This window comes from Microbacterium panaciterrae, assembly GCF_039541635.1.
Classification (GTDB): Bacteria; Actinomycetota; Actinomycetes; order Actinomycetales; family Microbacteriaceae; genus Microbacterium; species Microbacterium panaciterrae.
Map to the genome: position 1 here is coordinate 1 of NZ_BAABGP010000022.1, position 19,513 is coordinate 19,513.

Below are 19,513 nucleotides of genomic sequence, written 5' to 3' on the forward strand. Positions count from 1 at the left end.
CTGACCGCCTAAACCCCACCCACCACGGAGCAACAGGAATTACACCACGACACGGGACTTGACCGCCTGCGCGTTCCAGATGATCGTTCCGGGCAGATCCCGCACACGAATCTCGCGATCGTGGATCCGTCGACAGACTTCGATCGCCGTGTTCACGGAGATAGGCCGCTTCTGAATCGCGCGCATTCCTGTGAACAGCGCCGCGCGATACCGCAGCGTTTCGCGCGTCTCAGCGCTCGCCGAATCCGTCACGGCCTGCTCAGCGAATCTGAAGAGCTCATCCGTTGTCGTGACGATGTTCTCGATCTCGGAGCTCGCCTGCGCCTCCAACAGGGACAGCGAGTTGACGAGCACCAACGGGTTCTGCATGCGCTTCGCCGCCTGATCCAGCGCTGCCAGTGCCGAACGCGCTCGGATCACATCCTTGAGAACGACGCGCGACTCGAAGTCCTCCTCCGGTGGGAGAAGGGGAAGCTCGTTATGGCACTTCGGCGGACCAGCTCATGTGTCAAAGGTAGTCACACGACCCGAGAACATGTAAAAATACAGCCGATATTTTTACAAGTTATGCCTACGTGGTTGCACCGTTGACACGTCGCCCTCACGAGCCGAGTACGCCGGCGCCCTCTCCACCGAGATCGGAAGCGGCAGCTGAGCCCGGATCAGGCCGTCGTCACGCCCAGCACCGCGTCGAGCAGGCCGGGGAACCGCGCCTCGAGGTCGTCCCGGCGCAGCGTCAGCAGACGTTGACGCCCGTGGGGCTCGTTGCGGATCACGCCCGCCTCGCGGAGGACCTTCATGAAGTGCGACTTGGTCGACTTCGGAAGGTTCGGATCCGTCGCGTGGCACGCCGCCATGTCGAGCGGTCCGTCGACGAGCTGCCGCGCGATCGCCAGGCGTTCGGGGTCGCTGAGCGCGAAGAGCACCTCCGTGAGCTGGATCTCGGAACGCTCCGGGTGGGGAAGATCGACGACACCGGGCATGGTTCGATAATACTTGAACTATTGCGGAAGGGCGAGTACGCTCCCACTGTTCGATGATTATCGAACGATAAGGAGTCCGATGACCACCCAGCCCGTCACCCTGCCGAGGATCGACGTACCCGCCACTGCGGCACCTGCTCGCATCCGCTTCGGGTTCGTCCTCGCGATCGCGGCACAGATCCTGATGATGATCGGCGCCAGCGCGCCGTCGCCGTTCTACCCGGTGCTCGCCCAGCGCATCGGCTTCGGCGCCACGCTGATCACCGCCGTCTTCGCGGTATACGCCGTCGCCCTGATGCTCACCCTGCTCACCGCCGGGTCCCTGTCGGATCACGTGGGGCGCCGCCCTGTGATCATCGCCGGGCTCATCCTGCTCGCCGGAAGCATGTTCCTGTTCTGGAATGCCGGATCGGTCGGGCTCCTGGTGGTCGCACGGCTCGTGCAGGGCATCGCCAGCGGTCTGCTCCTGTCTGCGCTGTCCGCGGCCGTGCTCGACCTGGGACCGGCCGGGCGCCCGGGCATCGCCGCGCTCTGGAACGCGCTGTGCCCCGGGATCGGCCTCTCCCTGGGCGCGCTCCTCGCCGGCATCGCGTTGGATGCGACGCCGAACGCCCTCGCCGACGTGTTCGCACCCCTCAGCGGGATCTACCTCGTGCTCGCCGCGCTGTTCCTGCTCGTCCCGGAGACCGCGCGGCTCCTCCCCGGAGCGTGGGCGTCGCTGGGCTTCCGCCTGTCCGTGCCGGTGCAGATCCGCACCGACTTCTGGCGCGCGGCCCCCGCGATCATCGCCGGGTGGGCCACGGGTGGCCTGTTCCTCTCGCTGGGCGCGAACATCGTCCGCGGACAGCTCGGTGGCACCGCGCACTTCTGGCAGGGCCTGTCGGTGGCGTTGCTCGCGGGCGTCGGTGCGATCACGGCCGTGCTGATCCGGCGCCGCTCGCCGCGCACGATCACCATCTTCGGCACCGCCGCTCTCGCCAGCGGCACCGTGCTGTCACTGATCGCCCTCACAGTCGTGTCGCTCCCGGCCTATCTCGTCGCCGTCGCCGTGACCGGAATGGGTTTCGGCACCGCGTTCTTCGGCGTCATCGGGTCCCTCGCCCCGCGTATCCCTGCCGCGCAGCGCGCTGACGCCTTCGCCGTGATCTTCCTGCTCGCGTACCTCGCGTTCGGCGTTCCCGCGGTCGTGGCCGGGATACTCGTCGCGCCACTCGGCCTGGGGACCGTCTGCATCGGCTACGGCATCGTCGTCATCGCGCTGTCGGTGACCGCCCTGGTCCTGCGGATCCGCTACCGGGCCTGAGGCGCGGCCGGCGGATCCGGATCCGGATCCGGATCCGGATCCGGAGGGCGCACAGCCCGATTCAGTCCGAGATCAGCGCGGCCCGCGACCCCGGAACAGTCCGGCGAACAGCGCATGCAGCAGGGGCAGTGCTGAGACGGCCATCAGGATGATCCCGAGCACCGCGTTGGGAGCGAGCAGGATCGCGCCGCCGATGAGCAGCGCGCCGAACAGCACCGCCGAGACGCCGCGACGTATCAGGCCGTCGATGCGGTCGAGGCGGCGCTCCAGCCGCGAGGTGTCGAACGTGACGGATCCCTCGTCGATGCGCGTGATGACGTCATCGATCCGCTTCGGCAGCCGCCACGCGAGCCCGAAGGTCGACACGGCCTGCCGACCGAGATCCTGCAGCACGTTGCCGCTCTCGTCGCGGAGCAGCCGGGTCGCGTAGGGCTCGATCGACTCCCAGATGTTGAACTGCGGATCCAGCCCGCTGCACATGCCGGACGTCAGCGACACGGCGCGGATCAGCAGCAGCAGACCCTCGGGCAGCTGCACGGGGAGCGAGCGCACGGTGTCGCCGAACTCGTCGGCGAAGCGCTGGAACTCGCGCGGATCCACATCGCGCAGCTCACCGAACCCCATGCCGCCGAACCGGCCGAACACGGCGGTCAGCGCCCGCTCGAGCTCGCGGGTCTCGGCGGAGGGGAGCAGCACGCCGATCTCCTGCGCGGCGGCGACGAGCCCTTGCCCGTCGCGCGAGGCGACCGAGATGAACAGGGTGCGCAGGCCGTGCCGAATCCCCTCCGGCACCTCGGCCATCATCCCGAAGTCGATGAAAGTGAGTCGCCAGTCACGACCGGCGCCGCCGCCTCTCTGCCCCTCCGGGGTCGTTGAGCGAGCGGAGCGAGACGAAACGCCGTTCCCTCCCCCCAGCGGGGTCACGAAGATGTTCCCCGGGTGCGGATCCGCGTGCACGAACCCGTGCGTGAACAGCTGGTCGAACATGACCTCCGCGAAGGCCCGCGCCACGTCTGCCGGGTCGATCCCCGCCGCGCGCAGGGCGTCGACGTCGTTGATCTTGATCGCGGTGACGTCGGAGAGCGTCAGCACCCGGCGTGTGGTGCGCTCCCAGGCGATGAGCGGAGCGTCGACGCGCGGATCCTCGGCGAAATCCGCGCGGAACCGTTCGGCCGAGGCCGCCTCGTGCAGATAGTCGATCTCCTCGAGGCTGGTCTGCGCGAACTCCTCGACGAGGGCAGGCGCGTCGACGCGGTCGGAGACGAAGCGGATCCGCCGCAGCCATCCGCCGACGCGCCGGAGCGCGGCGAGGTCCGTCGCGACGACCTGGTCGATCCCCGGGCGCTGCACCTTCACGACGACGTCGGTGAAGCCGGCATCAGCCGCGTCGAGGGCGGAGAGCTGCGCCCGATGCGCCTGCCCCAGCGACGCCGCAGCGAGCGGTGTCTCGTCGAACGACGCGAACGCGCGCGCGAGCGGCACGCCGAGTTCGGCCTCGGCGAGCGCGCGGATGGCCGGAAACGGCACCGCGGGGACCTCGTCCTGCAGTCCCTCGAGCTCCTGGGTGATCTCGGGCGGCAGCACGTCCAGGCGCGACGACATGAACTGGCCGACCTTGATCATCAGCCCGCCGAGCTCGACCGCGAGCGCATGGAACCGCTGCGCCAGCCGCCGCGTCCGCCCCCCGCGGGAGCGTTCGGCCACACGGGCGAACCCGATCCGCGGCAGCGCGATCTCGAACCACCAGGTCTGCACGAGTGCGCGGGCGGCGAACGTCAGGATCCGCCGGGTGCGGGCCCGGAGCACCGGATCCTGCCCCGACCCCGGTCCCTGAGCCTGTCGAAGGGACTCGCCGTCACCCATCAGTCAGCGAGGATCGCGTACAGCTTGCGCCGGGCCTCGTCGAGCACCTCGATCGCCTGCTGCACCTGCTCCGGCGTGCCCGTCCGCCCGACCTGCGCGACCGCTCCGGCGAGGTCGACGCCGGCCTTCGGCAGCGCGCTGAACTGCGCACCGCCGACGCGGGCACCGGATCCCTCCCACGGCGCGGGGGTCTCGCCGGCCTCATCGGCGACGGCCTTGCCGGCCTCGGTGAGCGCGTACGTCTTGCGTCCGCCCTGCTCCGACGCCTCGATGAGGCCCTCATCCGCGAGCAGCTGCAGGGTCGGATACACGGATCCGGCGCTCGGCTTCCACGCGCCGCCGCTGCGCTCCTCGATCTCCTGGATGATCTGGTAGCCGTGCATCGGCTGCTCGGCCAGCAGGGCGAGAACCGCCGCCCGCACGTCGCCGCGTGCCATCCGCGGTGATCCTGCGCGCTGCTCGAACGAAGCGCGCAGCTGATCCATCGCCTCCCAGATGCCCGCGCCGGGCCCGCCGGGTCGTCCGCCGAATCCGCGTCCGCCGCCGGGGCCGAAGCCCGCTCCGCCGAATCCCCGTGACGTGTGTGTGCCGTTCATGGTGACCTCCTCGTGGTCTCACCCGATCCCCTCGAGCGATAGTCAACGATATGTCGCTATGTATCGGAAGGGAAGAGGTAAGCGGATTCAGGTGAGCTTCTCGAAGACCATCGTGGCCTGGATCCGGTCGCCGGTCGAGCGCGCGCACGTTCGGGAGGAGATCTCACGCTGGGGCTGAGAATCAGCCGGGATCCTTCCGTCCGAACGCGAGTTCTCCTCCCGAGGGTGGGTGCGCCTGCGCGTTCGTCCGGAAGAGACACGCCTCGTCACGCCCTACGGTGGAATCATGACGATCACCGCCGCCGCAGACGGATCCGCACTGGGCAACCCCGGACCCAACGGCTGGGCCTGGTACATCGACGACGACAACTGGGCCGCCGGCGGATCCCCGCACGGCACGAACAACCAGGGCGAGTTGCGCGCCGTGCTCGAGCTGCTGCGCGCGACGGCGAGCGTGGCCGACGAGAAGCTCGTGATCGAGTGCGACAGCCGCTACGTCATCGACTCGGTGACCAAATGGATGCCGGGCTGGAAGCGCAAGGGCTGGCGCAAGGCCGACGGCGGCGCCGTGCTCAACCGTGACCTGCTCGAGGGCATCGACGAGGCGCTGCGCGGGCGCGATGTGTCGTTCACCTGGGTGAAGGGCCATGCCGGCCACCCTCTGAACGAGGCCGCAGACGAGCGGGCGAACGGTGCGGCCACCGCGTATCAGCGCAAGCAGGATCCGGATCGCGGTCCCGGATTCGCCGGGGCGGCTGCGACCCCGGCGGCAACCCCGACCCCGGTCCCTGAGCCTGAGCCGGTCCCTGAGCTTGTCCCGGTCCCTGAGCTTGTCGAAGGGACTTCCGCTCGCCCGGCCGCCCCGACCCTGTGGGCAGAGCCCGCAGATCTGCTCGACGGTCTGGACGGCTCCGCGGATGCGACCCCCCTCACGCTGACCGTGGCCCTCACCACCGAGGAGCACGCCCGCCTCCGCGACCGAGCCGACGCTCAGCGCATCACACTCGAAGAGGCGTTGCGCCGGCTGATCTGAGCCTGATCCGAGACGCTCCTTCTTGCCCCTACCGCCCGTCGAGCAGCTCCCGCAGCCGCGCAGCCTCCTCGACCGGCATCGCATACCCGTGCTCCGGCGCCGGGTAGATACCGTCCCGCACCTCATCCGCGTACGCCGTGACGCCGTCGATCGCGGCGGCCCGCAGCGAGGCGTAGCGCTTCACGAACTTCGCCGCGGGTCCGTCATAGATGCCGAGCAGGTCGTGAAACACGAGCACCTGCCCGTCGGTCGCGGATCCGGCCCCGATCCCGATCACCGGGATGTCGAGCAGCGGCATGAGCGCGGCGGTGACGTCGCTGGGCACGGCCTCGACGACGAGCAGCGCGCATCCCGCGTCCCGCAGGGCGAGCGCGCTGTCGATCACGGCGAGCGCCGCCTCGGCCGTGCGACCCTGGGCGCGGTAACCACCGAGCGAGGTGGCGGTCTGCGGAGTGAGGCCGACATGGCCGACGACCGGGATCCCCGCCGCGACGAGCGCCCGCGCCCGATCGACCGAGGTGCCGCCGCGCTCGATCTTGACGAGGTCGCAGCCGGTTTCCTTGACGAAGCGCTGCGCCGTGGCGATGGCCTGTTCGTCGGAAGCCTCGTATGAGCCGAACGGCAGGTCGGCCACGAGCAGCGGCCGGGTCAGCCCCCGCCGCACCGCGCGCGTGAGCATGATCATCTCGTCGACGGTCACCGGCACGGTGCTGTCGTAACCGAGCACGGTCATCGCGGCGGAGTCGCCGACGAGCACCATATCGACGCCGGCCGCCTCGACGATCTGCGCGCCGGGGTGGTCGTACGCGGTGACCATCACGATCGGCTCGCCGGCGGCCTTCTTCGCGGCGATGTCACCGAGGGTGAGCCGACGAGAGGGGGCTGCGTGCGCACTCATCGGCGGGCCTCCGTCAGCAGCGTGTCCACGGCGTCGTCGACCTGAAGGATCGCGTTCGCCCGGTCTACGTGCACCACGGTCGGCGCGTAGGCGGCGAGGTCTTCGGCCGAGTAGTCGGCGTAGGAGATGACGATGACCGTGTCGCCGGTGTGCACGAGGCGCGCGGCGGCTCCGTTGACCTGGACGATGCCGGATCCGCGCTCCCCCGCGATCGTGTACGTCTCGAAACGGGATCCGTTGTCGACGTCGACGACGTGCACCTGCTCGTGCGGGAGGATGTCGGCGGCCTCGAGCAGGTCGAGGTCGACGGTGATGGATCCGACGTAGTGCAGATCACTTCCGGTGATCGTCGCGCGGTGGATCTTCGACTTCAGCATGGTGCGTCGCATCAGGCGCTCACTCTCAGGAGGCGGTTGTCGATCAGGCGGGCGGAACCGACGCGGGCGGCGACCGCGAGCAGGGCGTCGCCGGCGAGGACGGTGATGGGCTGCAGGTCGTCGGCGGTGCGCAGCTCGAGGTATTCCGGGACGATGCCGGCGTCGGCGAGGATGGCGCGAGCCGCGTCTTCGATGGTGGCGGCGTTGCGCTCCCCGTGCTCGACGACCTCGGCGGCCGCTTCGAGCGCCCGGTTCAGCGCCGTCGCCTGCTGTCGGGCGGCAGGGTCGAGGTAGACGTTGCGCGAGCTCATCGCGACACCGTCGGGCTCCCGCACGGTCGGGACGGCCTGGATCCGCACGTCGAGGTTCAGGTCGCGCACGAGCCGGCGCACCACGAGCACCTGCTGTGCGTCCTTCTGACCGAAGTAGGCGACGTCGGGCGCGACGATGCCGAACAGTTTGGCGACGACGGTCGCGACGCCGTCGAAGTGGTGCGCGCCGCGACTCGCGCCGTCGAGCACGTCGGTGAGGCCGGCGATGTGGATCGTCGTGGCGAAGCCGTCCGGGTAGATCTCGGCGGGATCCGGAGCGAACAGGATGTCGACGTTCTCCGCGACGGCGAGGGCTGCGTCGCGCGCCTCGTCGCGCGGGTAGGCGGTGAGGTCTTCGTTCGGGCCGAACTGGGTCGGGTTCACGAACAGCGACACGACGACGAGGCCGGTGTTCTGCTTGGCCTCGCGCATGAGCGTGAGGTGCCCCTCGTGGAACGCGCCCATCGTCGGGACCAGGCCGACGCTCTTCTTGTCGAGCTTGGCCGCGCGCACCGCGTCGCGGAGCTCGGCGATCGTGCGGATGATCCTCATGCGCGGCTCCTGTCCTCTACTGCTCGTACTGCTCGTCCCGCTTGGCCCGCTTTTCCTGCGAGAAACCACATCCTGCATGAGACACCAGGCCTGGCGTGGTGTCTCATGTCGAAAGTGGTTTCTCGCGCATAGCGGCGATCTCGCGGACCCGCGCCATGAGCACGTCGACCACCGACAGCACCTCCGGAGCGTCCGCGGCGACGGCCGCCCGCTGCCGCGCGACCGTCGCCTCGTCGCCCCGCACGATCGGCCCGGTGAGCGACGTTTGCGCACCCCGGTCGGCCCAGTTCTCGACGGTCTGGCGGACGAGCGGCGCCAGGATCGCACGCGCCTCGTCCGGATCGATCCCCGCGGATCCGGCGACCTGCTCCGCCGCGTCGAGCACGGCAAGCAGCAGGTTCGAAGCGATCGAAGCGGCGGCATGGTATCCGGCGCGGTGCGCGTCGTCGACGCGGAACGGGTGGGCGCCGAGCGCCCGTGCCAGACCGTCGGCGACGGCGAGGGCTTCGTCCGTGCGCCCGTCGATCGCCGCGCCGATGCCGTGGAAGACGTCCGGCGACTCGGATCCGGTGAACGTCTGCAGCGGGTGGATGCTGAAGTCGACGTCGTCGAGCCCCGTGGCGCCCGACGCATGGCCGACGAGACGGGCGTAGGGCAGCGCCGCCTCAGCCGCGTCGTGAATGGCCCCGTCAGACACGCAGAGGATCGCGACATCGACGGCGGGGATCGCCTCGTTGCGGCGGAGCGGCCCGCTCACGTCGAGACCGGCTTCGGTCAGCGCCCGCGCGAGCACCACGCCGAGCCGTCCGGCGCCGACGACGGCGATGCGGCGGTCGAGCGCGCCAGGCAGTGAGGAGGAGGTCGAGTTCATTGTTGGATCCCGGCCGAGATCGGGCGTCCGGGATGGGTCGAGTATCCGCCCGAGCAGGGATCTGGTCCAAATCTCAGATCATAATGCCACCCTACAAGCGCACTAGTCTACGCAGACTTATTCCATCTGCAGGATGTGACAAGGCTTTTTGATCTAGGCTCAGCGCAGTGCGACGCGCGCGAACAGTCGCTGATCGGCGAGAGCGAGCGTCCGACGTTCCCGACGGCCACTTTCGCCGATCGCGTCGAGCACGCGCTGCACGTGGTGAGTCACATGGTCGATGTCGGTCGGCGTGAACGCTCTCCCCGACGCCGACTGCCATCCGCACATCTCCAGCCCGAACGCCACCGCCTTCCAGCGCTCGCCGGCGGGCGTCCCATCAGCGATGCTCAGCAGCAGGAGCACCGCCGCGTCGGTCTCTGCGTCGCTGAGCTTGCGATAAGTCGCACCCGCGACGAGCCGCAGCTGGGCCTGCGGGTCGCCCAGCGCCTTCTTCGCCGCCGCGCCCAGCAGCAACCGCCCTTTCTGCGCGCGCACCAAGCCCATCCGCTGCGCGCCCTCGCGAAGATTCGCGATCGGAGGCGTGAGATCTTCGCGGTTGCCCTTGCCGATCCAGTCGTCGATCCAGCCGAGGGTCGTCATCCCGTCGAGAACGGTGTCGGGCGGCAGCCAGCCCGCGGAGGTCAGTGCGATACCCTCGGGTCCGACCGCGTCCATCAGCCACGCGAACGGCCGGATCAGCCGCAGCGCCGTCGCATCGTCGACGTCGACCGCGTCGAGCACGCCCGTGCGGCCCAGGTGCTGGCGCAACTCGGATCGGATCGGCGGCGGGAGCGTCGACGCCAGCGCGACCAACGGAGAATCGACGTCCAGGTCGGACGGCCGCCGCAGCGCGTCATCCTTCACCAGCCCCGACATGTCGTACGGCGACATCCCGGATCCCTGCGGGTTGAAGAGCAGGTTCAGCTCGCTCTGCACGCCGATCGGATCCAGGAAATCCGAGGCGAGCGGCACCCACGGCCCCACAGTCGCGCGCGCCCAGTTGCTGAGCTCCCGGTATTCGGGATGCTGCGGATCCGCCAGCGCCTCGACCTTCTCCGCGTACCCGTGCACGCCACCGGCGTCTTCGAAGGGGCCCCGCCCGCCTCCGTCGAGCAGCACCACGGGCGCGCGAAGAGAATCATCTTCGAGTACGTCGGTGACGTCGATCCGATGCACCCAGCCGTCGCCGAAGTCGTACTCGTACCAGAGCGTCGACCGATCGCGCAGCACATCATCGATCGCGTAGTCTTCCTCGGCACGCGTGCCGACCGGGTTCTCGAAGTCCTGCGGCGCCCATCGCAGGGGCATCACGCCCGACCGGCTCTGAGGGTCGGCGTCGACGAAGGCGTGCAGGTGCAGCTCGCGCCACCCCATGATCGTCTGCAGCGCGACGTGCAGCATCCGCAGCGGCAGCCGTCCGTCGATCTCGAAGGCGCGCCAGATCGCAGGATCCGCCTCCTCGAGCGTCACGCGCAATCTGTATCGACTCACATCCGTGAGCCTAACGACCTGGGCCGACATCGCCGGGCGCAGGGAGCTATGCGCCTGTTTCCTCCAGCGGAGCGTCAGCGCGGGCGAAGGACGCGGCGGCCGCGGAACCCCGCCGCCCCGCCGTCAGTCCTGCTCGAACGCCGCCCGCCACTGGTCGCGCTGACGGATGATCTCTGCGCGCACCTCTGAGGTGAGCAGGTCGGCGGCGCCCAGCTGCGGGTCGTACGCCCAGTCGAACTCCCGCAGCCCCAGCGCCCGCAGCATCGGTTGCGCGCGCTGCCCCGGGGATCCTTTGAGTCCGAAGAACTCCATCAGCTCGCCGACGGTGACGTCCTCGCCGAAGTCCAGGTAGTCGTTGCCTTTCGCGACGATCCAGCACAGCGCGGCGGCGGCCGTCGCGTCACTGGATCGGCGCCGGAAGATCGCCGGATCCGCTGCCGCGATCCGCACAAGTGCTCGTCGTGCGGCCGTGCGCAGCTCAGGATCCTCGAACACCTCGACGCAGGCGCCGTCCGCGAGGCCCGCCACGATGCGCACTCTGTCGACGATGTCAGGCTCGAGAGATACGACGTCGAGCACCTCATCCGGCAGAGGCGTGGAGTCGAGGGCGTCCAGTTCCTCCCTCCCCCCAACGGATTGCGCGAGCAGGTCGAGATAGTCGGTCGGAGCGACATCTTCGTATTCGTCGTCGCCGAGCGGATCCAGCACCCCCATCCGTTCCAGGATCGCCGCGGGTCCCTGCCGGCGCGGGCGTGAGATGGCCTCGAGGTAGTCGGGCAGGAACTCGTCGATCGCCGCGAGCGCCTCCTCGGTGTACGCCGCCGGGATGGATCGCTGCTGATGCGCGTACCGGATCACGGAGCGGAGCGTCTCAGGCATCGTGCGCAGGTACTCAACAGGCGCGATGACCTTGCGCGGGATCAGGTCGAGCAGCACGATCTCGACGACCACTTTGCTCCACCGCAGAGGATCCCCGGTGCCGTAGCCCGCCGCGAAGTTCATCAGGGTGTCGGCCTGATCACGCTGGTCGGAGTCGAGGGAGCGACCGAACTCGGACGCCGCGAAGTCTCGCCCGAGCTTCTTCCACTGCGCGTCGCTGAGTTCCGTCCACTCGTACCCTTCGCCGCCGGGCGGCATGCCCCGCAGCATCCACGCGAGCAGTGGTTTGGCCTGCGGCCAGGTGTCGGTCGTGAAGGGTTCCAGCATGCGGTCGCCGTGCTCGACGGCCTGAGTCAGCTTCGCGGCCGCGTCTTCGAGCAGGATCTCGTGCAGGTCGGTGTCGTCGCCGCGCATCGCATCAAGACGGGCAAGGGCCTCACGGATCGGCACGTCGGCGAAATACCCGTCCTTCACGATCGAGCCCATGTTGTGGTCGACGTACGTGACGATCGTGAACGAACGGCCCGCCGTCTCCACCCCGAGGAAGAGGTTGTCGCCGTCGCCCAGAACGTGCGTGTTCTCGATCGCACGCACGACGCGGATCTGATCGAGCTGATGCACCCACCGCGGCAGCGAGTGCCGCCGATTCGCCTCTCGCACCCGCAGCGCGAGCTCCGGCCGATCGAGCATCGCCGCCCACACGAGCAGCAGCGCGTCGGTCTCGCGGTGACCCACCTCGAGGAATGCGTCGATGAGCTGATCGCGATCCATCGCCGGGCGCTGTGCGGCGGCACCCGGACGAAGACCCGCATAGGGATCGGGCGCGGTGACCTGGGCGAGGCCACTCGCCGCCTCGAGGAACGCCAGCGGATGCGGATCCCGCAGCGCGTGGGACAGGTCATCGATGAGCGAGGGCTGCGGTTCGCCGAGCATGGGGGCAAGCCTACGGGGGACGGGGAAGGCGGGGTCGGTGCCTTTACCTGTCTGCTGGTTGCCACTCCGAGAGTTTGACCGCGGGATTCGGCAGCAGATCCGCCAGCTCAGCGTCGTTCGGATCATTCGCTCGGAGCCACCAACGGACAATCTCTTGAGCCAGATCGCCATGGCCAGCCTGGAACATCAGCTCCGCCATAGCTAACGCCTCGCCCCACTGCATCGCGTGCCACATGTCGTCGGCGTCCCACGCGTCTGACATCACGCTTGCGAACGCGTTGGCGGCCTGTTGCAGGTCAGTCATGTCACTCCTCCTCGCACCAGTCGCGCGTGCAAACGACCGTCCACCCCGCACCGTAGCCGGCAAATCGCAGACTGTCGACGACGAGACTGATCGTTGTCCGGACTGGTGGATAGGCTGCGTGTACGCCCGCCCGCGAGCATCTGGAGTGTCGTGTGAAGAAGCAGATCAATGTTGTCGGCGCCGTCGTCATGCGCGACGGCGCGGTGCTCTCCGCGCAACGTAGTCAGTTAATGTCCCTGCCGGGCTTTTGGGAGTTCCCCGGAGGGAAGATCGAGCCCGGAGAGTCGGCGCAGGAAGCTCTCACTCGCGAGATGCGCGAAGAACTCCTGTGCACCGTCTCCGTGGGAGAGCTCGTGGAGACGACAACCCACGAATATGACTTCGGCATCGTCACTCTGACGACGTTTTACGCGACGCTCATCGACGCCGAACCGAAGTTGACCGAGCACTCGGAGATCCGGTGGATCCCCGTCGCGGAGTTGCGCAGCGTCGAGTGGGCGCCGGCGGATATGCCCGCGGTCGAACGCGTCATGTATGACCACGGGGAGTAGCCGACTGTGATGCAGTCCGGTTCCAAGATCGAGCTCGACAACGCTTTTGGATTCCTTGATCGAACTGTCTCATCGGATCAACAGTTCCACCCGCTCCTCGTCTCGAATAGCGGTGGAAACACCATGGTCAAAGCCATCACCGCAGAGTTGCGGCGGGCTAAGTCCTTCACCTTCTCGGTAGCTTTCGTGGAGGCAAGCGCCTTGTCGCTGCTCAAGCAGTCATTGCTTGATTTTAGTGGGCAGGGTCGTCTTATCACATCGACCTACCTCGGCTTCAACTCCCCTGCGTCGTTTCGCGAACTACTCAACATGCCGAACACTGAAGTGTTCGTCGTGGATCAAACGCAGGGCGGTTTCCATGCCAAGGGTTACGTTTTCTCGCACGACGATGGAAGCACGACCGCGATCGTTGGCAGCTCGAACCTCACCGCATCGGCCCTGATCAAGAATCAGGAGTGGAACCTACGCTTTTCAGCGTTGCCCGACGGCGACATCGTCGCGCAGCTAGACCAAGCGATCGGCGATCAGCTTCACAATGCGAAACCACTTACGACGGAGTGGATCGATGAGTACGAGCGCACATACACGCCACCGCCCCGCGGGACCATCATGCTCCCGGGCGGCGACGCAACCGCCCAGATCGTTCCGAATTCAATGCAGATGGAAGCTCTCGAGGAGATCCGAAAGGTCCGCGACTCCGGTGAAACTCGGGCTGTCGTCGTATCGGCGACGGGCACCGGCAAGACGATCCTTTCCGCGCTCGATGTGAAATCGTTCAATCCTGAACGCATGCTCTTCGTTGTGCACCGGGATCAGATCCTCGATCGCGCGATCGAGGAGTTCCAACGAGTGCTCGGCGCCCCCGATTCAGACTTCGGGAAGTTCGTTGGTATCCGCCGCGAGCTGGATCGCCGTTACCTCTTCGGGATGATCAATACGATTTCTAGGCCGGAAACCCTGGCTGCCATCCCGCCGGGACAGTTCGACTACGTTCTCATCGACGAAGTGCACCGCGCCGGAGCACCGTCTTATCGGCGACTCATCAACCACCTGAAGCCGAAGTTTCTTCTCGGCGTTACTGCCACTCCGGAACGCACGGACGACTTCAATGTCTTCGAACTCTTCGACTTCAACGTTCCGTATGAGATCCGGCTTCAGCGCGCTCTCGAAGAAGACATGTTGGCGCCGTTCCACTACTTCGGCGTGACGGACTTTGAGCTTGACGGCGAGGTCGTGGACGACGCTGCCCGGCTGAGTCTGCTCGTAGCTCCCGAACGTGCGGACCACGTGGTTCGCGCTCTGATGACTTACGGCCACGCGGGAGCCTCCGTCCGGGGGCTGATGTTCTGCAGCCGCAGGGACGAGGCGCGAGAGCTCTCCCGGTTGCTCAATGCTCGCGAAGTTCATGGCAAGCGGCTTCGGACGAAGGTGCTGACCGGTGAGAACACCATCGAAGAGCGTGAGGGCGTCGTCGCCGAACTTGAAGCAGGCTGTCTCGACTACATCCTGACCGTCGATGTCTTCAACGAGGGCATAGACATCCCGTCTGTAAATCAGGTGGTGATGTTACGCCAGACACAGTCGAGCATCGTCTTCACGCAGCAACTCGGCCGCGGTCTACGCAAGGCCGCGGGCAAAGATCACCTGATCGTCATTGACTTCATCGGCAACTACACCAACAACTATCTGATCCCCGTCGCGCTCTTCGGGAACACGTCACTGAACAAGGACTCAATCCGTCGCAGCATCATCGACGCGCAAGAGGCGGGGTCGATCTCCGGACTGTCGAGTGTGAACTTCGATCAGATCTCGAAAGAGCGGATCTTTGCGTCCCTCGCGACGACGAAGCTCGACAGTATCCAAAATATGAAGAAGACCATCGCCGAATTGACAAATCGGTTGGGACACGCCCCTGCCCTGCTCGATTTCGCAAGATTCGATACCGCTGATCCCGTGGTCCTTGCCACGACTCGAGAGAGCTACTGGCATCTACTCTGCACTGTCCGGCAGGAGACGCGCTGGCCATCCGAATCACAGACCGGGCCTCTGAAGTTTCTATCTCGCGAACTACTCAATGGCAAACGGCCTCACGAACTTCTTGTCCTGGAGGCGCTGATGAACCGGGCAGGGGGACTTTCAGCCTCCGCGTGCCGCCAACTCTTCGAAGAGTCGGGCTGCACATCTGACGACGCCACACTGACGTCAGTTCACCGCGTGCTCACAAACGACTTCTTTACCATGCCGCAGCGCGAGCAATACGGTTCCCCCGTAGTAGAGAGACAGGATGATGGGCTCCAACTTGCACCCGAGTTCCGGAGCCTCCTTGAAGACCAAGATTTCTCGCGTCATGTTCACGACCTGATCGACACGGGAATCTTCCTGGCACGCCACAGACACAACTGGTCGAGCTCGTTGCGCGTCGGCGCTACCTACTCGCGCAAGGATGCGTGCCGCCTGCTCAATTGGCAGAACAACGACGGCAGTACCGTCTACGGGTACAAGGTTGATACCACAACGGGAACGTGCCCGATCTTTGTCACGTACGACAAGCGTGGCGACGTCTCTGAGACTACCGACTACGGCGATGAGTTCATCAATGAATCCACCATGCACTGGTTCTCGCGCCCACAGCGAACACTCGCGTCACCCGAGCTCGAACCCATTTTGGGTAACCGCGTATCAATGCACCTCTTCGTGAAGAAGGAGGATGGCGAGGGCACGGATCACTACTACCTGGGCGAAGTGAGTTCCTCAAAGCCTAAGCAATCAGTAATGCCAAATGGGGTGACCAACGTGGTCACGATGTCACTGAATCTCCCGTCACGACTTGAGGCGAGCCTCTACGACTACTTTGTTGGCGCTTCACCCGTTGTTCCAGCAACCGAATCTCGGCACGATCGCGCCTGATACCCTCACCCCCATGCCGTCCCCCACGACTCTCGCCGTACTCCGGGCCTTCGTCGAGGAGCGCGAGTGGGACCAGTTCCACAGCCCGGAGAACCTCGCGAAGAGCATCTCCATCGAGGCCGGCGAGCTGCTCGAATGCTTCCAGTGGGGGCCTGACTTCGACCAGACGCGCGTCGAGGAGGAGCTGGCTGATGTCGTCACATACTGCATCCACCTGGCGAACCGGATCGGGGTCGATCTCGATGAGATCGTGCTGCGCAAGCTCGAATCGACCCGCGCCAAGTACCCCGCCGATCAGGCGAAGGGACGCATGGTGAAGTACACCCAGCTCGCGGCCGAGCGCGAGACGGCAGGGGCCGCCGGGCGCAAACCCGACACCGGATCCGACCACCCGGATCCGTCATGACCACCTTCCGCATCGAGCACGTCCCGTTCCGTCGTGCTGCGGTCGATGCGCACGCCGTCGCGAATCCGCACCTCACCAACTGGCCCGTCGTCTACGTGATCGATGGCGCCCGCCGGCGCGCGAATCCGGGACTGTACGTCGGCGAGACCGTGAACACGCAGAAGCGGATGATCCAGCACCTCTCCGGCCCGAAGCAGGAGGCGCGGCTCGACAGCATCCGCGTCGTCATCGACGAGCGCTTCAACAAGTCGGCCTGCCTCGACCTGGAATCGCACCTGATCCGCTGGTTCTCCGGCGAGGCGCAGTACCAGGTGCTCAACAGCAACGCCGGGCTCACCGCCGACGCGCAGTACTTCGACCGCGAGTCGTATCGGCAATCGTTCCGCGAGGTGTTCGAACAGCTGCGCGGCGAAGGACTGTTCACGCGCAGCATCGCCGACATCGAGAACAGCGACATGTTCAAGCTGTCGCCGTTCAAGGCGCACGATCAGAACATCGCGGTCGACGGGATCCTCAAGGCGCTTCTCGAGGATCTCCGCACGCCCGGCAGCGAGTCGACGCTCGTCGTGCAGGGCGGCCCGGGCACGGGCAAGACCATCGTCGCGATCTTCCTCATGAAGCTCCTCGCGGATATCGCGGCCCACGCGCCGGATGACGACCTCGAGTTCGGCTCGATCTTCGCCGACTACTTCCTCGAGGAGAACCGCGACGATCTCTCGCGTCTGCGCACCGCGCTCGTCATCCCGCAGCAGTCTCTGCGTGAATCGGTGAAGCGAGTGTTCCGCAAGACTCCGCGGCTGGATCCGAAGCAGGTGCTCACGCCGTTCCAGCTTGCCGAGTCGCCCGACGAGTACGACCTCGTGTTCGTCGACGAAGCGCATCGGCTCGGGCAGCGCGCGAACCAGGCGTCCGGTGTGCATAACAAGAAGTTCCGCGAGATCAACGAGAAGCTCTTCGGTCGCGACGATGCGACCTTCACCCAGCTCGACTGGATCCGGCATCGCAGCCGCCACCAGCTCCTGCTCATCGATGAGCAGCAGAGCGTGCGCCCGCACGACCTCGCGCCCGCTACGCTGCAGCACGTCGTGCGCCGGGCGAAAGAACGGCACCATCACTTCCACCTCATGACGCAACTGCGCGTGAAGGCCGGATCCGACTACATCGGATTCGTGCGCTCGGCACTGCGCGGGGAGGACCCTGTGCGACCCGACTTCGGAGACTACGATCTGCGCTTCTTCGACGACGTCGGCGAGATGCGCACCGCGATCCGAGACGCCGACCGCCGCTTCGGGCTGTCGCGCCTCGTCGCCGGGTATGCCTGGGACTGGGTCTCGAAGAAGGATCCCGCGGCGTTCGACATCGAGCTCGACGGGGAGCGGATGCGCTGGAACAAGGCCGAGAAGGACTGGATCAACTCCCCCGGAGCGCTCGACGAGGTCGGCTCGATCCACACGGTGCAGGGATACGACCTCAACTACGCCGGCGTCATCATCGGCCTCGACGTGCAGCTGGATCCCGCAACCGGGAGGATCGTCGCCGACCGCGACGCGTATCGCGACAAGAAGGGCAAGGAGAACACCGGCCACCTCAAGAACGTGTTCAGCGACGACGAGCTGTTGACGTTCATCCGCAACATCTACGGCGTGCTGCTGACCCGAGGGATGCTCGGGACCTACGTGTACGTCTGCGATCCGGCGCTGCGCGAGCGGTTGCGGCGGGCGTTCGGCTGAGATTCACCGGCGGGTTCGCGGCGCTCGCAGGTCGTCGTCAGCAGCCGGGTGCCGAGGGACGCTCGGTGCAGGTGTTCTGGACGAGGGCGGTGCGCGCCTTCACGACCCGGATCTGCTGGGTCGCCGACGGGCCGGTCAGTGTTCCGCTCACGGGGATCCAGCCGGTGCCGAGGTCGATCTCGGCCGTGTAGGTCGTGATGACGGAAGCCGTGTAGGTGCCGGGCTCCTTGTAGACGTGACTCGTGTCGGTGGGCGTGAACTGGGCCTGGCCGGTCGCGTCCCACGCCGCGCCGGGGGTGGCGCTGTCGAGCTGGATCCCGTCGCCGTAGTCGAAGTGGTGGCTCACCGGCGTGAACCGGATCGTGAGGGCGCGACCCAGGATCGTGCCGGGGATTGTCTCGGTCTTCGCGGTGCTGACGAAGTTTGCGGGGAGGCCGACGACGGCGACGTTCTGCGGCTCGGCGGAGAGCGTCGCCTGGGCCGGGACGAAGCGGACGAGGTCGGAGATCGTGGCGCTCCAGCCCGGGGTGGTCGGGGAGGGCTGCCCGATCGGTACACCGATGGGTGGGAGTGAGCGGCAGAAGGCGCTGGGTGGCCCCGGCGTTGCGGCGCAGATATCCCAGGGAGATGGTTCTGTGGTGCCACCGCCGCCTGAGTCGCCGGTGCCTCCGGAACCGGTGCTGCCGTCTTCGCCGCCAGAACCGCTGTCACCGTCGGTCTTGGTGTCACCGATAGTTACACCGCCGTCACCAGCGCTACAAAGTCCAGCCTGAGATTCACGCCACGAGCAGGCTGCTACTTGATATGTAGCCGCGCCAGCGCTGCTCGATGGGAGAAAGGTCCATGCCAATAGCAACAGCGCCGTCACCGCAAAAGGCATCCGCGCCCTAGTGATAGTCATTGGCACGACTGGTCGCTCGGGGCGAGCGAAACGATCTTGAGGCCGCTCTTGTCCGGTGACATTCGCACCGAGAGGCCGACCAGCGCCGGACGATTCGTTGGCGTCACGTCTGCGCCAGCAGAGTTCACAACTCGGCTCTGAGAAACGTCGAGGCAGGCGAGACTCTCCACTCCATCTGACCTGGCATCATAGGTCTGTGCCTGGAAGTACTTGATCGTGGAAGTTCCCTTGATCTGCAGTCCCGACTTCTCGAAGTCACGGATGGACTTTAGGTCGTCGTCCAGAGCAGCCCCTGCAAGATACTGTTGCGGTCTTGAACTAGCGTTTCCGTTCTGCTGCGCGTTGGCCGCATCCACATAGTCCCGATACACCCGCTCCGCAGCCTTGAAGGCGTCAGCTTCGCTCGTGAACAGCGGGGTCGGAGTCGGCTTAGGGGCCGGGCCGGGGGTGCAGCCGGCGAGTCCGATCGTGGCAGCGATGAGGGCGGTGGCGATGGCGGCGCGAATCGGCCCAGCGGAACGTCGCCCGCGGCCGGTGCGGCCGGAGGAAACGTCGAGAGGACTGTGCCGAGGAATCACTCAC

General features: G+C 66.6%; 18 protein-coding genes and 1 pseudogene. 6 read left to right on the forward strand and 13 right to left on the reverse strand.

Annotation, left to right across the window (positions count from 1 at the left end; genetic code table 11):
• Nucleotides 1-39 precede the first annotated feature (39 nt).
• On the reverse strand, nt 40-420 hold the full coding sequence (locus ABD882_RS15175) for a Fic/DOC family N-terminal domain-containing protein (protein ID WP_345188218.1): 381 nt from the start codon (nt 418-420) through the stop codon (nt 40-42).
• Between the two features lie 242 nt (nt 421-662).
• Nucleotides 663-983 (reverse strand): ArsR/SmtB family transcription factor, encoded by a 321-nt coding sequence (locus ABD882_RS15180; protein WP_345188219.1) that lies wholly within the window; start codon nt 981-983, stop codon nt 663-665.
• Nucleotides 984-1,062: 79 nt separating this feature from the next.
• Here ABD882_RS15180 and ABD882_RS15185 point away from each other — a divergent pair, with 79 nt between their 5' ends.
• The gene (locus tag ABD882_RS15185) at nt 1,063-2,286 is read left to right on the forward strand and encodes an MFS transporter (RefSeq protein WP_345188220.1); all 1,224 of its coding nucleotides are present in this window, start codon (nt 1,063-1,065) and stop codon (nt 2,284-2,286) included.
• Between the two features lie 72 nt (nt 2,287-2,358).
• Here the strand turns inward: ABD882_RS15185 and ABD882_RS15190 are convergent, their stop codons facing one another.
• Both ABD882_RS15190 and ABD882_RS15195 read right to left on the reverse strand, forming a co-directional pair.
• A complete protein-coding gene (locus tag ABD882_RS15190; protein WP_345188221.1) occupies nt 2,359-4,149 on the reverse strand; it encodes an ABC1 kinase family protein in 1,791 nt (596 codons plus the stop codon).
• Complete coding sequence (locus tag ABD882_RS15195) at nt 4,149-4,745, reverse strand: PadR family transcriptional regulator (RefSeq protein ID WP_345188222.1); 597 nt, start codon at nt 4,743-4,745, stop codon at nt 4,149-4,151. Before ABD882_RS15195 ends, ABD882_RS15190 begins: the two co-directional genes overlap by 1 nt.
• Before the next feature lie 286 nt (nt 4,746-5,031).
• Here ABD882_RS15195 and ABD882_RS15200 point away from each other — a divergent pair, with 286 nt between their 5' ends.
• The gene (locus ABD882_RS15200) at nt 5,032-5,778 is read left to right on the forward strand and encodes a ribonuclease H family protein (RefSeq protein WP_345188223.1); all 747 of its coding nucleotides are present in this window, start codon (nt 5,032-5,034) and stop codon (nt 5,776-5,778) included.
• A 28-nt stretch (nt 5,779-5,806) separates the two neighbouring features.
• Here ABD882_RS15200 and panB read toward each other — a convergent pair whose 3' ends face one another.
• The 7 genes from panB to ABD882_RS15235 all read right to left on the reverse strand — a co-directional run bounded on the left by panB (nt 5,807) and on the right by ABD882_RS15235 (nt 12,436).
• Nucleotides 5,807-6,676, reverse strand: coding sequence for a 3-methyl-2-oxobutanoate hydroxymethyltransferase (gene panB, locus ABD882_RS15205; protein ID WP_345188224.1), 870 nt, complete (start codon nt 6,674-6,676; stop codon nt 5,807-5,809).
• Complete coding sequence (gene panD, locus ABD882_RS15210) at nt 6,673-7,065, reverse strand: aspartate 1-decarboxylase (protein WP_345188225.1); 393 nt, start codon at nt 7,063-7,065, stop codon at nt 6,673-6,675. The genes panB and panD overlap by 4 nt, the downstream gene beginning before the upstream one ends.
• Nucleotides 7,065-7,916: a pantoate--beta-alanine ligase gene (gene panC / locus ABD882_RS15215; RefSeq protein WP_345188226.1), complete on the reverse strand. Its 852-nt coding sequence runs from the start codon at nt 7,914-7,916 to the stop codon at nt 7,065-7,067. Before panC ends, panD begins: the two co-directional genes overlap by 1 nt.
• A gap of 103 nt (nt 7,917-8,019) precedes the next feature.
• Nucleotides 8,020-8,787 (reverse strand): DUF2520 domain-containing protein, encoded by a 768-nt coding sequence (locus tag ABD882_RS15220; RefSeq protein WP_345188227.1) that lies wholly within the window; start codon nt 8,785-8,787, stop codon nt 8,020-8,022.
• A 159-nt stretch (nt 8,788-8,946) separates the two neighbouring features.
• Nucleotides 8,947-10,299, reverse strand: a complete 1,353-nt coding sequence (locus ABD882_RS15225; RefSeq protein WP_345188228.1) for a plasmid pRiA4b ORF-3 family protein — start codon at nt 10,297-10,299, stop codon at nt 8,947-8,949.
• A 144-nt stretch (nt 10,300-10,443) separates the two neighbouring features.
• The gene (locus tag ABD882_RS15230; RefSeq protein WP_345188229.1) at nt 10,444-12,132 is read right to left on the reverse strand and encodes a hypothetical protein; all 1,689 of its coding nucleotides are present in this window, start codon (nt 12,130-12,132) and stop codon (nt 10,444-10,446) included.
• 43 nt (nt 12,133-12,175) lie between these two features.
• Entirely contained in the window at nt 12,176-12,436 is a 261-nt protein-coding gene (locus ABD882_RS15235; protein WP_345188230.1) for a hypothetical protein, read from the reverse strand.
• A gap of 152 nt (nt 12,437-12,588) precedes the next feature.
• Here ABD882_RS15235 and ABD882_RS15240 point away from each other — a divergent pair, with 152 nt between their 5' ends.
• The 4 genes and pseudogenes from ABD882_RS15240 (at nt 12,589) to ABD882_RS15255 (ending at nt 18,030) form a co-directional block, all read left to right on the forward strand.
• The gene (locus ABD882_RS15240; RefSeq protein ID WP_345188231.1) at nt 12,589-12,987 is read left to right on the forward strand and encodes a (deoxy)nucleoside triphosphate pyrophosphohydrolase; all 399 of its coding nucleotides are present in this window, start codon (nt 12,589-12,591) and stop codon (nt 12,985-12,987) included.
• 9 nt (nt 12,988-12,996) lie between these two features.
• On the forward strand, nt 12,997-15,894 hold the full coding sequence (locus ABD882_RS15245) for a DEAD/DEAH box helicase (RefSeq protein WP_345188474.1): 2,898 nt from the start codon (nt 12,997-12,999) through the stop codon (nt 15,892-15,894).
• A 13-nt stretch (nt 15,895-15,907) separates the two neighbouring features.
• Nucleotides 15,908-16,225 (forward strand): annotated as a pseudogene (locus tag ABD882_RS15250) (nucleotide pyrophosphohydrolase); the annotation flags it as partial.
• Nucleotides 16,226-16,296: 71 nt separating this feature from the next.
• Nucleotides 16,297-18,030 carry a DNA/RNA helicase domain-containing protein gene (locus ABD882_RS15255; protein WP_345188232.1) on the forward strand — a complete coding sequence of 578 codons (1,734 nt, stop codon included), beginning with the start codon at nt 16,297-16,299 and terminating at the stop codon, nt 18,028-18,030.
• Nucleotides 18,031-18,067: 37 nt separating this feature from the next.
• Here ABD882_RS15255 and ABD882_RS15260 read toward each other — a convergent pair whose 3' ends face one another.
• Entirely contained in the window at nt 18,068-18,376 is a 309-nt protein-coding gene (locus ABD882_RS15260; RefSeq protein ID WP_345188233.1) for a hypothetical protein, read from the reverse strand.
• 551 nt (nt 18,377-18,927) lie between these two features.
• The gene (locus ABD882_RS15265) at nt 18,928-19,509 is read right to left on the reverse strand and encodes a hypothetical protein (RefSeq protein WP_345188234.1); all 582 of its coding nucleotides are present in this window, start codon (nt 19,507-19,509) and stop codon (nt 18,928-18,930) included.
• Between the last annotated feature and the right edge of the window lie 4 nt (nt 19,510-19,513).